The 15,584-nt window shown below is 66.0% G+C and carries 9 protein-coding genes; 8 read left to right on the plus strand and 1 reads right to left on the minus strand.

Annotated features, from left to right (window positions below):
* Positions 1 to 22: 22 nt before the first annotated feature.
* Genes XH93_RS21520 through XH93_RS21535 form a run of 4 tightly spaced genes read left to right on the plus strand, consistent with a single transcriptional unit; the run spans position 23 to position 4,544 of the window.
* On the plus strand, positions 23 to 1,039 hold the full coding sequence (locus XH93_RS21520; RefSeq protein WP_139483716.1) for an amino acid ABC transporter substrate-binding protein: 1,017 nt from the start codon (positions 23 to 25) through the stop codon (positions 1,037 to 1,039).
* Positions 1,040 to 1,063: 24 nt separating this feature from the next.
* Positions 1,064 to 2,275 (plus strand): amino acid ABC transporter permease, encoded by a 1,212-nt coding sequence (locus XH93_RS21525; protein ID WP_139483714.1) that lies wholly within the window; start codon positions 1,064 to 1,066, stop codon positions 2,273 to 2,275.
* The gene (locus XH93_RS21530) at positions 2,272 to 3,792 is read left to right on the plus strand and encodes an amino acid ABC transporter permease (RefSeq protein WP_194469068.1); all 1,521 of its coding nucleotides are present in this window, start codon (positions 2,272 to 2,274) and stop codon (positions 3,790 to 3,792) included. Before XH93_RS21525 ends, XH93_RS21530 begins: the two co-directional genes overlap by 4 nt.
* An 11-nt stretch (positions 3,793 to 3,803) precedes the next feature.
* The gene (locus XH93_RS21535) at positions 3,804 to 4,544 is read left to right on the plus strand and encodes an amino acid ABC transporter ATP-binding protein (protein ID WP_194469069.1); all 741 of its coding nucleotides are present in this window, start codon (positions 3,804 to 3,806) and stop codon (positions 4,542 to 4,544) included.
* A 68-nt stretch (positions 4,545 to 4,612) separates the two neighbouring features.
* Here XH93_RS21535 and XH93_RS21540 read toward each other — a convergent pair whose 3' ends face one another.
* Complete coding sequence (locus XH93_RS21540) at positions 4,613 to 5,647, minus strand: cysteine synthase A (protein WP_139483708.1); 1,035 nt, start codon at positions 5,645 to 5,647, stop codon at positions 4,613 to 4,615.
* Between the two features lie 640 nt (positions 5,648 to 6,287).
* Between XH93_RS21540 and XH93_RS21545 the strand changes: the two genes are divergently transcribed.
* From XH93_RS21545 to XH93_RS21560, 4 genes are read left to right on the plus strand one after another with little or no spacing between them, the layout of a single operon-like run.
* The gene (locus XH93_RS21545; RefSeq protein ID WP_246799725.1) at positions 6,288 to 7,721 is read left to right on the plus strand and encodes an efflux transporter outer membrane subunit; all 1,434 of its coding nucleotides are present in this window, start codon (positions 6,288 to 6,290) and stop codon (positions 7,719 to 7,721) included.
* Positions 7,711 to 9,168 carry an efflux RND transporter periplasmic adaptor subunit gene (locus XH93_RS21550; protein WP_194469070.1) on the plus strand — a complete coding sequence of 486 codons (1,458 nt, stop codon included), beginning with the start codon at positions 7,711 to 7,713 and terminating at the stop codon, positions 9,166 to 9,168. Before XH93_RS21545 ends, XH93_RS21550 begins: the two co-directional genes overlap by 11 nt.
* Positions 9,169 to 9,216: 48 nt before the next feature.
* The gene (locus XH93_RS21555; protein ID WP_194469071.1) at positions 9,217 to 12,363 is read left to right on the plus strand and encodes an efflux RND transporter permease subunit; all 3,147 of its coding nucleotides are present in this window, start codon (positions 9,217 to 9,219) and stop codon (positions 12,361 to 12,363) included.
* Positions 12,360 to 15,464, plus strand: a complete 3,105-nt coding sequence (locus XH93_RS21560; RefSeq protein WP_194469072.1) for an efflux RND transporter permease subunit — start codon at positions 12,360 to 12,362, stop codon at positions 15,462 to 15,464. Before XH93_RS21555 ends, XH93_RS21560 begins: the two co-directional genes overlap by 4 nt.
* Positions 15,465 to 15,584: the final 120 nt, after the last annotated feature.

The raw sequence follows: 15,584 nt of genomic DNA on the forward strand, positions 1-15,584 counted from the left end.
GACCCCTGAAAGGCCCCCGCCCATGAAACGCGTATCCCTGGCTCTCACCCTTGCCGCAGCCGCCGCCCTTTCGGTCCAGGCCGCCTCGGCGCAAACCCTCAAGACAGTCAAGGACCGGGGTCAGCTGTCCTGCGGCGTCAGCGGCGGCCTGCCGGGCTTCTCGTCGCCCGACGACAAGGGGAACTGGACCGGCATCGACGTCGACGTCTGCCGCGCGATCGCGGCCGCGATCTTCGACGATCCGACCAAGGTCAAGTTCGTGCCGCTGTCGGCCAAGGACCGCTTCACGGCGCTGCAGTCCGGCGAGATCGACGTGCTGTCGCGCAACACCACCTGGACGCTGTCGCGCGACACCTCGCTCGGCGCCAACTTCACCGGCGTGACCTATTACGACGGGCAGGGTTTTCTGGTGAAGAAGTCGCTCAAGGTCAATTCGGCGCTGGAACTGAACAGCGCCTCGGTCTGCGTGCAGACCGGCACCACCACCGAGCAGAACCTCGCCGACTACTTCAAGGGCAACAATATGAAGTATGAGGTGATCGCGTTCGCCGGCGCCGACGAGACCGTGAAGGCCTACGAGACCGGCCGCTGCGACGTGTTTACCTCCGACGTCTCCCAGCTCTATGCCCAGCGGCTCAAGCTCGCCAATCCCGCCGACCACGTCGTGCTGCCCGAGGTGATCTCCAAGGAGCCGCTCGGCCCGATGGTCCGCCACGGCGACGACCAGTGGTTCGACATCGTGAAGTGGACGCTGTTCGCTCAGCTCAATGCCGAGGAACTCGGCGTCACCCAGAAGAACGTCGACGAGATGGCCAAGTCGGACAAGCCCGACCTGAAGCGCGCCTTCGGCACCGACGGCAATCTCGGCGAGCAGCTCGGCCTGACCAAGGACTGGTTCTCCCGGATTATCAAGGCGGTCGGCAATTACGGCGAGATGTACGATCGCAATGTCGGCGCCGGCTCGAAGCTGCAGATCGCGCGCGGGCTCAACAACCTCTGGAGCAAGGGCGGCATCCAGTACGCGCCACCGATCCGCTGATCTGGTAACAGGGCGGCTGCGGCGATGACGACCGAGCCCCGAAAACCACCGCCGCAATTCATCTTCCGCCTGAAGCGCGCGCTCGGCGGCAAGTCCGGCTGGACCGGACTTGCCGTGCAGATCGTGTTCGCGGCGGTGCTGGCGTGGGTGGCCTACGAGATCGTGGCCAACGCCCGCGCCAATCTGGAGACGCAGCGCATCGCCTCCGGCTTCGGCTTTCTGAAGAACACTGCTGGCTTCGACGTCAGCCTGAACCTGGTCCCGTATACGGGATCGGACACCTATACGCGGGTGTTCCTGGTCGGCCTGCTCAATACCCTCCTGGTGGCGGTGATCGGCATCATCTTCGCCACCATCATCGGCTTCATCATCGCGCTGTGCCGGCTGTCGCCGAACTGGCTGCTGGCGCGGATCGGCGAGATCTATGTCGAGCTGGTGCGCAATCTGCCGCTGCTGTTCCAGCTCTTGTTCTGGTATCTCGCGGTGCTGGCGGCGCTGCCGGGGCCGCGGCAGAGCATCTCGCTGTTCGGCACCGTCTTCCTGTCCAACCGCGGCCTCGTGATCCCGCGGCCGATCGGCGAGGTCGGGCTCGACCCGTTCCTGATCGCGATCGCGATCGGCGTCGTCGGCGCGCTGGCCTTGCGCAGCTACGCGCGGCGGGCCCTGTTCCAGCGCGGCCAGGCGATGCGGATCTGGCCCACTGTGCTCGGCCTCCTGTTCGGCCTGCCGCTGGCGACGATGCTGATCTTCGGACTGCCGCTGACCTTCGAGATGCCGCAGCTCAAGGGCTTTAACTTTGCCGGTGGGGCGCGCGTCATCCCCGAACTGGTTGCGCTGCTGGTCGCGCTGTCGACCTATACGGCGGCGTTCATCGCCGAGATCGTCCGCGCCGGCATCCTGTCGGTGCACAAGGGACAGATGGAGGCCGGCTCCTCGCTCGGCCTGTCGCGCGGCGCCACTTTGCGGCTGATCGTGGTGCCGCAGGCGATGCGCGTGATCGTGCCGCCGCTGACCAACCAGTATCTCAATCTGACCAAGAACTCGTCGCTGGCGGTCGCGATCGGCTATCCTGACCTGGTCTCGGTGTTCGCCGGCACGACGCTGAGCCAGACCGGCCAGGCGATCGAGATCATCGCCATCACCATGGGCGTCTATCTGTTGATCTCGCTGGTCACCAGCGCGGTCATGAGCGTCTATGGCTGGCGCATCAACCGGAGCCTGGGGGCAGGGGCATGACCGACGTCACTGCGTCATCCTTCGTCCGGCAGGACCTCGTCCCGGAACGTCCGGCGCCGGTGAAAACCACCGGCTTCATCGGCTTCGTGCGCACGCGGCTGCTCAATTCGCCGACCAACATCCTGCTCACCATCCTGGCGCTGCTGCTGCTCTGGTACACCATCATTCCGGCGCTGAAATTCCTGTTGGTCGATGCGGTCTGGAGCGGCAAGGACCGCAATGCCTGCCTTGCCGAAAATACCGGGCATCAGGTCGGTGCCTGCTGGCCCTATATCCAGGCCAAGCTGACCCAGCTGATCTACGGCTTCTATCCGGAAGCCGAGCGCTGGCGGGTCAATTTGACCTTCATCCTCGCGGTCGTGCTGCTGGCACCGCTGCTGATTCCGCGCCTGCCGGCGAAGGGCCTCAATGCGAGCCTGTTCTTCTTCGCCTTTCCGGTGGTCGCGTTCTTCCTGCTGCGCGGCGGCGGCCTGACCGGTTTTGGCGTCAGCTGGGTCGCAAGCCTCTCGCAGCTGTTCGGCGACAGCATCGTCAATGCCGGGCAGGTGCTGGTCAATCTCAGCCAGAACTCGGCGATCGGCCCGGTGCTGTGGGGAATCGGCAAGCTGATCGTGCTGATCGGCAGCGCGGTCGGCTGGCTTATCTTCCCGCTGACCTGGCTGCGCGATCAGCTGCAGATGTCGGGCCAACCGCTGTGGTACGACTTCCTGCTCACCGCAGTGATCGTCTCGCTGATCCTGTTCTTCCTCGGCGGCGGCATGCGGACCGGGCAGCGCGCGCTGCTCGCGAGCTTCGTGACCTTTGCTGGCATCGCCGTCGTGATCAAGCTGATGGGGCTCGACCGCGGCGGGTTCGCGGTCGTCGACACCAGGCTGTGGGGCGGCCTCCTGGTGACGCTCGTCGTCTCCGTCACCGGCATCGTCACCTCGATGCCGATCGGCATTGCGCTGGCGCTCGGCCGCCGCTCGACCATCCCGCTGATCCGGATCTTCTCGATCGCCTTCATCGAGTTCTGGCGCGGCGTGCCGCTGATCACCGTACTGTTCTTCGCGACCTACATGCTGCCGCTGTTCCTGCCGGGCAATTTCAACGTCGACGGCCTGGTCCGCGCGCTGATCGGCATCGCGCTGTTCGCCGGCGCCTACCAGGCCGAGGTGGTGCGCGGCGGCCTCGCCGCGATTCCGCGCGGTCAGGGCGAGGCGGCGAGCGCGCTCGGCCTGTCTTGGTGGAAGACGACGTCGCTGATCGTGATGCCGCAGGCGCTGCGCCATGTCATTCCCGGCCTCGTCAACAGCTTCATCGCGCTGTTCAAGGACACCTCGCTGGTCTCGATCGTCGCGCTGTTCGACCTGCTCGGCTCGCTGCACGCGACGTTCTCTGACCCGACCTGGTCGACGCCGACCACGGCCTTCACCGGCTTCGCGTTTGCCGGGATGATCTACTTCGTGTTCTGCTTTGGCATGTCGCGCTACTCGCTGTTCGTCGAAAACCGGCTCAACGCCCACCGTCGCAACTGAACAAGGTCACCATGTCCACCGATCCGATCGTCAACATCTCCACGCTCAACAAATGGTACGGCGACTTCCATGTGTTGCGCGACATCAACCTCGAAGTCGGCCGAGGCGAGCGCATCGTGATCTGCGGCCCGTCGGGCTCTGGCAAGTCGACGCTGATCCGCTGCATCAATGCGCTGGAGGAATTCCAGGAGGGCGAGATCGTGGTCGACGGCATCGAGCTCGGCCCGAACCTGCGCCGGGTCGACGAGGTCCGCCGCGAGGTCGGCATGGTGTTCCAGAGCTTCAACCTGTTCCCGCATCTCACCGTGCTCGACAATTGCACGCTGGCGCCGATCTGGGTGCGCAACATCCCGAAGAAGGATGCCGAGGCGACCGCGATGAAGTTTCTGGAGCGGGTCAAGATCCCGCACCAGGCCAACAAGTTTCCCGGCCAGATGTCGGGCGGTCAGCAGCAGCGCGTCGCGATCGCGCGCGCGCTGACCATGAACCCGAAGGTGATGCTGTTCGACGAGCCGACCTCGGCGCTCGACCCGGAAATGGTCAAGGAGGTGCTCGATACCATGGTCGATCTCGCCCGCGAAGGCATGACCATGCTGGTGGTGACCCACGAAATGGGCTTTGCCCGCGAGGTCGCCAACCGCGTCGTGTTCATGGACGCCGGCCAGATCATCGAGTCGAACACGCCGCAGGAATTCTTCGCCAACCCGCAGCACGCGCGGACGAAACTGTTCTTGGGTCAGATTTTGCGGTGAGGGCGGGAGCGGCGAATAGCGAATAGAGATTTTCCGCTGTTCGCTACTCACCATTCGCTACTCGCTACTTACACGAACGGCAGCTGAATCTTGCTGCGCTTCTCCAGCCATTCCGGCGCCGGCAGGTTCTTCGCGCGCATGAACTCCGGATTGAACAGCTTTGACAGATAGCGGCTGCCGGAATCGGCGAGGATCGTGACGATGGTCTTGCCGGGGCCGAGTTGCTTGGCGAGCTGGATCGCACCGGCGATGTTGACGCCGGTCGAGCCGCCGAGGCACAGGCCCTCGTGCTCGAGCAGTTCATAGATCACGGTCACGGCTTCCTCGTCGGAGACCAGGAAGGCGGTGTCGACCTTCGCGGTCTCGACGACCGGCGTGACGCGGCCGAGCCCGATGCCTTCGGTGATCGAGTCGCCCGGGGTCGACTTGGCCTGACCGTTCTTGAACAATTCGTACATCGCAAAGCCGTGCGGGTCGGCGCAGGCGGTGACGATGTCCTTGTTCTTCTCCTTCAGATAGCGGCTGGCGCCGGCGAGCGTGCCGCCGGTGCCGACCGAGCAGATGAAGCCGTCGATCTTGCCGCCGGTCTGCTGCCAGATCTCCGGCCCGGTCGATTCGTAATGCGCCTTGGCATTGTCGAGGTTGTTCCACTGGTCGGCGAACAGCACGCCGTTCGGTTCGGTCTTGCGCAACTGGTCGGCGAGCCGACGCCCGACGTGCTGGTAGTTGTTCGGATTGGAGTACGGCAGCTGCGGCGACTCGATCAGTTCGGCGCCGCACAGCCGCAGAAAGTCCTTCTTCTCTTTGCTCTGGGTGTCCGGGATGACGATGATCGTGCGATAGCCACGCGCGCTCGCCACCACCGCCAGCCCGATGCCGGTATTGCCCGCGGTCGATTCGACCACGAGGCCGCCCGGTTTGAGATCACCCCGCTTCTCGGCTTCCAGGATCATCCACTTGCCGGCGCGGTCCTTGACCGACTGGCCCGGGTTCATGAACTCGGCCTTGCCGAGGATGGTGCAGCCGGTCAGTTCGGAGGCGCGCTTCAGCTTGATCAGCGGCGTATTGCCGATCGCTTCGATGACGTCTGTGTTGAATGCCATGTTGGGGAATTTCTTTGTCTGACGGTGTCTTACCCGAGCGAACCTAGTGCGCCGATCGAAAAAGGAAAGGGCTTTTGCACCGCGGCAAGAGGGCGGAGAACACGGTTCTTCCGGCCAGGCGACCGGCTGGCAGAATCTTCCTGCGGATCAACGTTTCGCGCGAAGTTTGCGCGAGGCCACCGACGATCGATTTCACGGACGCTGTGCGATCGCCGGCGGCAGCCGCGTTGTGGGCGCAATGATGGTGCCGGCCACGGCCAGCCACGCGGCAAGCTGCGGATTCGGCGCAACAGGAGGGAGAAATCCCCATGAAATCTTGGTAAGAATCGCGACCGACCGCGCGCCTGCCGATTGCGCGAAAAGGCCGTAAAAAATAGGGCGAAATCGACCTTTCAGCGCGCTCGAAATCGCGGTGGATGCGACCTTGGACGCCCCCGACAGGACTGTCCGCCCCCTTGCACCAGGGGTAGTATGGGCCAGGCCGGTTCCATTGAAAGCATCACTCCGTGAACGACCCCCAGACCATCCCCGAACGCGTCATTGGGACGCCGCGGGTGGACTCTGTGCTCGGCGGAGAACGGGTGTGACCCAGCCAGTGCCCGCGACGGTACCCGGAGGCCCCCTTGGCCTCATCGTCCGTGTGCGACGGCTCGCGGGCCGATCGTTTGTCGCGCTCGGTCTCCTCGCCAGTTCCGCCGGCTGCATCCTGACCCAGGACATTCCCGATCCGGCGCTCGATATCCCGCAGGGCTACAAGGCCGCGCGTCCCGGCAAGCCGGGGGATGCGGTGCCGACGCTCGACTGGTGGCGGGGCTTTCGCTCGGCGGAGCTGACGCAGCTGATGGAGGAGGCGCAGACCGTCAACCTCGATATCGCCGCAGCCGTGGCGCGGTTTCGCCAGGCCGACGCGCTGGCGCGGCAGGCCGGCGCTGCGCTGCTGCCGGCCGTCAATCTCAACGGATCGGAAAGCTATTCGCGCACCTCGGGCTCGAGCGCCAGCGGCCTCTCGATCGGCGGCCGCGAAGTCGTGAACTACAACGCGTCGCTGAGCGCGAGCTATCAGCTCGACTTCTGGGGCCAGAACCGCGACGCGCTGCAGGCGGCGGAGGAGACCGCGGTCGCCAACCGGTTCGACCGCGAGGTGGTGGCGCTGACCACGCTGTCGAGCGTTGCCAACGCCTATTTCACCGTGCTCGCCAGCCAGGACCGGCTGCGCACCGCCCAGCGCAACATCGCCAGCGCCGAGCGCATCCTCAACGCCATCAAGGACCGCTTCAAGGCCGGCACCGGCACCGATCTCGACGTCGCGCAGCAGGAGAGCGTGGTCGCCAACCAGCGCGCGCTGGTGCCGCCACTGCGCCAGACCCTCGAGCAGAACATCAACGCGCTCGCGGTCTTGGTGTCGCGGCCGCCGGAAAGCGTGCGGATCGCCGGCGGCACGCTCAATTCGGTCGGCATCCCCCGCGTCACGCCGGGCCTGCCGTCGGAATTGCTGACCCAGCGCCCCGATATCCGCAGACAGGAGGCGCAGCTCGCCTCCGCCACCGCCAATGTCGGCAGCGCGCGGGCGCAGTTCTTTCCGAGCATCCAGCTGACCGGGCAGGGCGGCTACCAGAGCCAGGCGCTGGTCTCGCTGTTCCAGCCGCACGCGGCGTTCTTCAGTCTGGTCGGCAGCGCGACCCAGCCGATCTTCGACGGCGGCAGGATTCTCGGCAATTTCGAAAACGCGAAGGCAAAGCAGGACGAGCTGCTGCAGACCTACCGCAAGACCGTGGTCCAGGCCTTCACCGACGTCGACAATGCGCTGGTCGCGATTCGCGAGACCACGCGAAAGCTGCAATTGCAGCGTGACGTGCTGTCGGCCTCGCGGCGCGCCTTTCAGCTCGCCGAGCAGCAGCTCAAGGCCGGCACCGCCGATATCGTAACTGTGCTAAACACCCAGCTGACTCTGTTCCAGGCTGAAGATGCGTATTCCCAGGCCCAACTGGCGCGGCTGCTGGCGATCGTGAGCCTGTATCAGGCACTGGGGGGCGGCTGGGAACCGAAGATGGAAAGACCGGTCGATGCTCTTTAAGCCCGACGCCAACGACAAGGACGCCGACAAACGGACCGCGCCGCCCAAGCGCAGCGTGCTCTCGCGCGTTCTCGGGCGCCTGGTGTCGCTCCTCATCACGCTGGTGATCCTCGGCGGTCTCGGTTATCTCGGCTGGCTCGCGTACCAGCCCAAGCAGGGCGGCGGTGGCGGCCGCGGCGCGTTCGGGCGGCCCGACCTGCCGGTACCGGTGCTGGCCGCAACGCCGCGCGTGCAGGACGTCCCGGTCTATCTCGACGGCGTCGGCTCGGTGAAGGCGCTGAACACGGTCACGGTACGCTCGCAGGTCGACGGCAAGCTGATCAAGGTCAATTTCGTCGAGGGTCAGGACGTCAAGAAGGACGATGTGCTCGGCGAGATCGATCCCGCGATTTACCAGGCGCAATACGACCAGGCGGTGGCCAAGAAGGCGCAGGACGTCGCGCTGCTCGCCAACCAGAAGCTCGATCTCGCGCGCTATGAACAGCTCGCTGCCACCAATGCCGGCTCCAAGCAGCAGGCCGACACCCAGCGCGCGCTGGTGGCGCAGCAGGAGGCACTGATCAAGGCCGACCAGGCTGCGATCGACAATTCGGCGGCGACGCTGAGCTACACCAAAATCGTGGCGCCGATGTCCGGCCGTGCCGGCCTGCGCCAGGTGGACCAGGGCAACATCATCCACGCGGCGGACGCGACCGGGCTCGTGATCCTGACCCAGCTGCAGCCGATCGCGGTCTGGTTCAGCCTGCCGCAGCAGCAGATCATGCGGGTCAATGCGGCGGCGGCGAAGGGCCAGCTTGCGGTCGACGTGTTCGGCAATGACGGCGTCACCGTGATCGACACCGGCAAGCTGACCGGCATCGACAATCAGGTCGATCCGACCACCGGCACGCTGAAGCTGAAGGCCGAATTCCCCAACGCCAATTACCAGCTCTGGCCCGGCCAGTTCGTCAATGTCCGCCTCAAGGTCGAGACGCTGTCGCAGGCGATCGTGGTGCCGACCTCGGCGGTGCAGCGCGGGCCGGCCGGCACCTTCAGCTATGTGATCGGCGAGGGCGACGTCGTCACCGCGAGGCCCGTCACGGTGACGCAGCAGAACGAGCATGACGCCGTCATCGCCAGCGGCCTCACCACATCCGACCGCGTCGTGACCACGGGCTTTGCCAATCTCGCCGACGGCGCGAAGGTCGTGATCGGCAAGGATGACGGCCCGCCGGCCGCCGATCTTGCGCCGCGCAAGCGCAGCCGCAATCCCGATGGCAAGGGCGGTGGCCAAGGTCAGGGGCAGGGTCAGGGGCAAGGCAGAGAGGGCAAGAAGGACTGGCCGGGCAAGGGCGGCGAACATCGCGGCCGGCAGGAGCACAGCGAAGGCGATCAGAAGGGGCAGACCGGTCCGGCACCGGCGCCGGCGGCAGGGGGCGAACAGTCAGGCGCGGCGAAGCAGCCATGACCGAACCAACGACCTCGTCATGATCGATCTCACAGCGAGCACGCAGCCATGAGCGTCTCCGAACCGTTCATCCGCCGGCCGATCGCCACCTCGCTGCTCGGCATCGCGCTGATGATCGGCGGCGCGCTCGGCTACTGGGCGCTGCCGGTCTCGGCGCTGCCGCAGGTCGACTTCCCGACCGTGCAGGTGACGACGCAATTGCCGGGCGCGAGTCCGGACGTCATTGCATCGCTGATCACGGCGCCGCTGGAGCGTCAGCTCGGCCAGATCCCGTCGCTGTCGTCGATGAACTCGACGAGCTCGTTCGGCGTCAGCCAGATCTCGCTGCAGTTCGACCTCAACCGCGACATCGACGGCGCCACGCAGGACGTCCAAGCCGCGATCAACGCCGCGGCCGGCATTCTGCCGAAAACGCTGCCGTACCCGCCGGTCTACAACAAGGTGAACCCGGCGGATGCGCCGGTCATGACGCTGGCGCTGACCTCGGACACCATCTCGCTGCGGGCGATGAGCGATCTCGCCGACACCCTGCTGGGGCAGCGGCTGGCGCAGATTTCCGGCGTCGGCCGGGTCTCGATCCTCGGCGGCCTGAAGCCGGCGGTGCGGGTGCAGGCCGACCTCGCCCGGCTCGCCGCCTACGGCATCTCGATGGAGGACCTGCGCAACGCGATCGCAGGCGCCAACGTGTCGGGGCCGAAGGGCTCGCTCGACGGCGCCCAGCAGTCCTACACCATCGCCGCCAACGACCAGATCGCCGCCGCCGACGCCTACCGTCCCATCATCATCGCCTACCGCAACGGCTCGCCGGTCACGATCGGCGACGTCGCCCAGATCATCGACGGGCTGGAGAACGACCGCACCGGCGGCTGGTACAACGGCACGCCGGCCGTCATCATCGACATCCAGCGCCAGCCGGGCGCCAATGTCATCGACGTCGTCAAGCAGATCCGCAGCGAAATCCCGCGGATGCAGCGCGCGGTTCCGGCCGGTGTCAATCTGACCATCGTGTCCGACCGCACCGTGACGATCCGCGCCTCGGTCCGCGACGTGCAGTTCACGCTGATGCTCAGCGTGGTGCTGGTGACGCTGGTGGTGCTGCTGTTCCTGCGGTCGCTGCGCGCGACCCTGATCGCCGGCGTCGCGCTGCCGCTGTCGCTGATCACGAGCTTCGGCATCATGTATTTCGCCGGCTTCAGCCTCGACAATCTGTCGCTGATGGCGCTGACCATCGGAACCGGTTTCGTGGTCGACGACGCCATCGTCATGATCGAGAACATCGTCCGCCACATGGAAGAGGGCGAGACGGTGATGGAGGCGTCCCTGAAGGGCGCCAGCGAAATCGGCTTCACCGTGATCTCGCTGACGGTGTCGCTGATCGCGGTGTTCATCCCGCTGCTGTTCATGTCCGGACTCGTGGGGCGCATGTTCCGCGAATTCGCCCTGACGCTGACCATCGCGGTGGTGACCTCGGCGATCGTGTCGCTGACGCTGACGCCGATGATGTGCTCGCGGCTGCTCAAGAACATCCACGAGGAAGTCGCGATCCCCGGCCTCGCCGCGGTCAGTCGCTTCATCGACTGGACGGTGACGCTGTACCACCGCACGCTGCTCTGGGTGCTACAGCGCCAGCGCGCGACGCTGTTCGTGACGTTCGCAACCATCGCGCTGACCCTGGTGATGTATGTGCTGGCGCCGAAAGGCTTCTTGCCGCTGCAGGATACCTCCTCGATCACCGCGGTGACCGAGGCCGGCCCCGACGTTTCGTTCGCGGAAATGCAGCGGCGGCAGACCGAGGTGTCCAACATCCTCAAGGCCGACCCCGACGTGGTCGGCGTGGTCTCGGTGATCGGCTCGGGCTCGGTCAATCCGACCACCAATGTCGGCCGCCTGGTGATGACGCTGAAGGCGCTCGACGAGCGGCCTGATGGCGTCGCCAAGGTGGTCGAGCGCCTCAAGCAGAAGGTGGCGACGGTGCCCGGCATGACCGTCTACTTCCAGCCGGTGCAGGACGTGCAGATCTCGACCCAGTCGAGCCGCTCGCAGTACCAGTACACGCTGACCGGCACCGACGCCGCCGAGGTTTCGCAATGGGCGCAAAAACTGGTCGCCGAGATGCGGCTCGACCCGATCTTCCGCGACGTCTCCTCGGAGGCGCAGGAGGGCGGCCTGCGTGCGGCGCTCAACATCGACCGCCAGCGCGCCGGCCAGCTTGGCGTCAGCCTGCAGGTGATCAACGACACGCTGAACGACGCCTTCGCGCAGCGGCAGATCTCGACCATCTACGGCCAGGCCAACCAGTACCGTGTGGTGCTGGAGGCGTTGCCGATGTATCAGCGCGATCCATCGATCCTGTCGAAGCTGTATGTCCCGGGCGTCGCGGCAACCCCCGGCAGCCCGGCCGGGCAGGTGCCGCTATCGGCGGTGGCGACGCTGACGCGGACCACGGCGCCGCTCGCGATCTCGCACCAGGCCCAGTTCCCGTCGGCCTCGCTCAGCTTCAATCTGGCGCCGGGCGAGGCGCTCGGCGACGCCGTCGACGCGGTGAAGGCGATCGAGAGTAGGATCGGCATGCCCGGCAGCATCGCCGGCATCTATTCCGGCGACGCCGCCGAATTCGCCCGCTCGCTCGCCGGCCAGCCTTGGCTGATCCTGGCCGCGATCGTCACGATCTACATTGTGCTCGGCGTGCTCTATGAGAGCTACATCCACCCAATCACCATTCTCTCGACGCTGCCCTCGGCCGGTGTCGGCGCGATCCTCGCGCTGTGGCTGTGCGGGCAGGACCTCTCGGTGATCGGCCTGATCGGCATCATCCTATTGATGGGCATCGTCAAGAAGAACGCGATCATGATGATCGACTTCGCACTGGAAGCCGAGCGGCATCAGGGCATGTCGTCTTATGACGCGATCGTGCAGGCCTGCCTCTTGCGCTTCCGTCCGATCATGATGACGACATTGGCGGCGCTGTTCGGCGCGCTGCCGCTTGCGATCGAAAGCGGCACGGGCGCCGAGCTGCGCTTTCCGCTCGGCATCTCGATCATCGGCGGCCTGCTGCTCAGCCAGCTGCTGACGCTCTACACCACGCCGGTGATCTATCTGGCGCTCGACCGGCTCAACCGCCGGATCGAGCGGGCGGTGCCGGATCCCGGTCCGCGCGGGCCGCCGACTGCGGGCGCGACCGAAGGCATCCAGTGATGTCGATCTCGGAGCCCTTCATTCGCAGGCCGGTGGGCACCACGCTGCTTGCGATCGGGCTGTTTCTGGTCGGCATCGTCGCCTATCAGTTCCTGCCGGTGTCGTCGGTTCCGAATGTCGACTTCCCGACCATCCGGGTGTCGGCGACACGGCCCGGCGCCGATCCGTCGGTGATGGCCGCGACTGTCGCAGCGCCGCTGGAGCGCAAGCTCGGCACCATCGCCGGCGTCGACCAGATCACCTCGACGAGCTCGCTCGGCACCACCAGTATCCAGGTGCAGTTCTCGATCGGCCGCGACATCGACCGCGCCGCGCGCGACGTCCAGGCCGCGATCAATGCCTCATTGGCCGACCTGCCGAGCGACCTGCCGACGCTGCCGAAATTCCGCAAGGCCAATCCGGCGGCGGCGCCGGTGTTCGTGCTGGCGCTGACCTCGAAGACGATCTCGACCAGCGCGATGTACGACGTCGCCGACACCGTGATCGCGCAGCGCATCTCGCAAGTGCCGGGGGTCGGCGAGGTGACCGTCAGCGGCGCCGACCAGCCGGCGGTGCGCATCGCGCTCAACCCGGTGTCGCTGGCCAACGCCGGGATCGCGACTGACGACGTCCGGCTCGCGATCATCAACGCCAATCCGCTCGGGCCGGTCGGCATCTTCAACGGCGGCCGGCAGAGCGAGACGCTATCGATCAACCGGCAAATGCGCACCGCGGCCGAGTTCCGCGACATCATCATCAAGAGCTCGAGCGGCAATTTCGTCCGCCTCGCCGACGTCGCCGAAGTCGAGGATTCCGTGCGCAATTCGCGCTCGATCGCCTGGTTCAACAAGCAGCCGGCGGTGCTGATCCAGATCACCAAGCAGGGAGACGCCAACGTCATCGACACCGTCGACCGCGTCCGCGCGCTGCTGCCGGAGCTGAAGCAATGGATCCCGGCCGGGGTCGAGATCTCGACCCTGGTCGACCGCACCGGAACGATCCGCGCCAGCGTCGAGGACATGCAGTTCACGCTGCTCGCGACCGTGGTGCTGGTGATGGTCGTGGTGTTTGTGTTCTTGCGCCGCATGGTGCCGACGATCGCCGCCGGCGTCTCGGTGCCGCTGGCGCTGGCCGGCACCTGCGCCGGGATGTGGCTCGCCGGCTTCTCGATCGACAATCTGTCGCTGATGGCGCTCGCGATCTCGGTCGGCTTCGTGGTCGACGACGCCATCGTGATGATCGAGAACATGTACCGCAACCTCGAGCAGGGCATGGCGCCGTATCCGGCCGCGCTCGAGGGCGCCAAGCAGATCGGCTTCACCGTGCTGTCGATCTCGCTGTCGCTGATCGCCGCGTTCACGCCGCTGATCTTCATGGACGGCGTGGTCGGACGGCTGCTCCGCGAATTCTCGCTGACCCTGGTGTTTGCGATCGCGGTCTCGACCGTGGTGTCGCTGACCGTCACGCCGATGATCTGCGCGCACTACATCAAGGAGGCGACCTCGGACCACGCCACCTGGTACGACCGCGCCATCGAGGGCACGCTGTCCCGCGTCGTCGCGTTCTATACGTCGACGCTGCGGATCGTGCTCGGCTATCCATTCCTCACCTTGATCGTGTTCTTCGCGACCATCGCGCTGACGGTGACGCTCTACATCAAGACCCCGAAGGGCTATTTCCCGACCGACGACAGCGGTTTTGTCATCGGCTCGACGCGTGCCTCGGCGGACATCTCGTTCCAGGCGATGCTCTCGCTGCAGCAGCGGCTGGCCGACATCGTGATGGCCGATCCCGCGGTCGCCGGCATCGGCTCGTCGGTCGGCTCCGGTGGCGGGCCGGGCGGGGCGACCTCCAACCGCGGCACCATGTTCATCAGCCTCAAGCCGCCGGAGGAGCGCGGCGGGCTCTCGACCGCGCAGGTGATCGACCGGCTGCGCCGCAATCTGTTCATGGTGCCCGGCATCCGCCTGTTCATGTTCGCGGCGCAGGACATCCGCACCGGCGGCCGGCAGAGCGATTCCGACTACCAGTACACGCTGGCCTCGACCGATCTCGATCTGCTGCAGAAATGGGCGCCGATCGTCGCCAAGCGGATGGAGACGGTGGAGGGCATCACCGACGTCTCCTCCGACCGCGATCCCGGCGGCCTGCAGCTCAACCTCGTGATCGACCGCAAGACCGCCTCCAGCCTCGGCGTCCGCGTCCAGGACATCGACAACGCGCTCAACAACGCGTTCGCGCAGAGGCAGATCTCGATCATCTACACCCAGCGCAACCAGTACATGGTGGTGCTGGAAACCGATCCGAAATTCCAGAGCGACCCGTCGAACCTCGACCGCGTCTATGTCGCCGGCGCCGGCGACGCGCAGGTGCCGCTGTCGGCTGTGGTGCATTACCAGCGCGGCCTGTCGCCGCTCGCGGTCTATCACTCCGGCGGCTTCCCCTCGACCACGGTGTCGTTCAACCTGCTGCCCAACGTGCCGCTCGAGGTCGCCACCACCAACATCCAGCAGGCGGTCAACGAGTTGCACATGCCGGAGGGCATTCGCGGCAGTTTTGACGGCAATGCCGGCGACTTCAACAAGACCAGCGGCCGGCAGCCGCTGTTGATCCTCGGCGCGCTGGTCGCGATGTATATCGTGCTCGGGGTGCTCTATGAGAGCCTCGCGCATCCGATCACGATCATCTCGACCTTGCCGTCGGCCGGGCTCGGCGCGCTGCTGGCGCTGCAGGTCACCAACACGCCGCTGACCGTGATCGCCTTCGTCGGCATCATCCTCTTGATCGGCATCGTCAAGAAGAACGGCATCATGATGGTCGACTTCGCGCTCGAGGCCGAGCGGCATCAGGGTCTGTCGTCGCGCGATGCGATCTTCGAGGCCTGCCGGGCGCGCTTCCGCCCGATCCTGATGACGACGATGGCGGCGCTGTTCGCCGGCGTCCCGCTGGTGATCGCGACCGGTCCGGGCACCGAGCTGCGCCGGCCGCTTGGCATCACCATCATCGGCGGCCTGTTCGTGTCGCAGATCCTGACGCTGTACACGACGCCGGTGATCTATCTCTTGATCGACCGGCTGCGGCAGCGCTCCGCGCCGTCCGCCGTCCCCGCGCCGGCGGAATAAACGGCTCGAGAGCGCTCTGGCGCGAGCTGCACGGCAAAATGCCGCACCTCGCATCGAAGCGGAAGAGACGCGATTTTCGGCAGACGCGAGAATGGCTTGTCGATTGCGTCTACGCCTTGC

It is taken from the genome of Bradyrhizobium sp. CCBAU 51753 (assembly GCF_015291565.1).
GTDB lineage: Bacteria > Pseudomonadota > Alphaproteobacteria > Rhizobiales > Xanthobacteraceae > Bradyrhizobium > Bradyrhizobium ivorense.

Coding starts and splice junctions, on each gene's coding strand:
- XH93_RS21530 (WP_194469068.1), top strand. CDS start 2,272: ATGACCGACGTCACTGCGTCATCCTTCGTCCGGCAGGACCTCGTCCCG.
- XH93_RS21525 (WP_139483714.1), top strand. CDS start 1,064: ATGACGACCGAGCCCCGAAAACCACCGCCGCAATTCATCTTCCGCCTG.
- XH93_RS21555 (WP_194469071.1), top strand. CDS start 9,217: ATGAGCGTCTCCGAACCGTTCATCCGCCGGCCGATCGCCACCTCGCTG.
- XH93_RS21550 (WP_194469070.1), top strand. CDS start 7,711: ATGCTCTTTAAGCCCGACGCCAACGACAAGGACGCCGACAAACGGACC.
- XH93_RS21520 (WP_139483716.1), top strand. CDS start 23: ATGAAACGCGTATCCCTGGCTCTCACCCTTGCCGCAGCCGCCGCCCTT.
- XH93_RS21535 (WP_194469069.1), top strand. CDS start 3,804: ATGTCCACCGATCCGATCGTCAACATCTCCACGCTCAACAAATGGTAC.
- XH93_RS21540 (WP_139483708.1), bottom strand. CDS start 5,647: ATGGCATTCAACACAGACGTCATCGAAGCGATCGGCAATACGCCGCTG.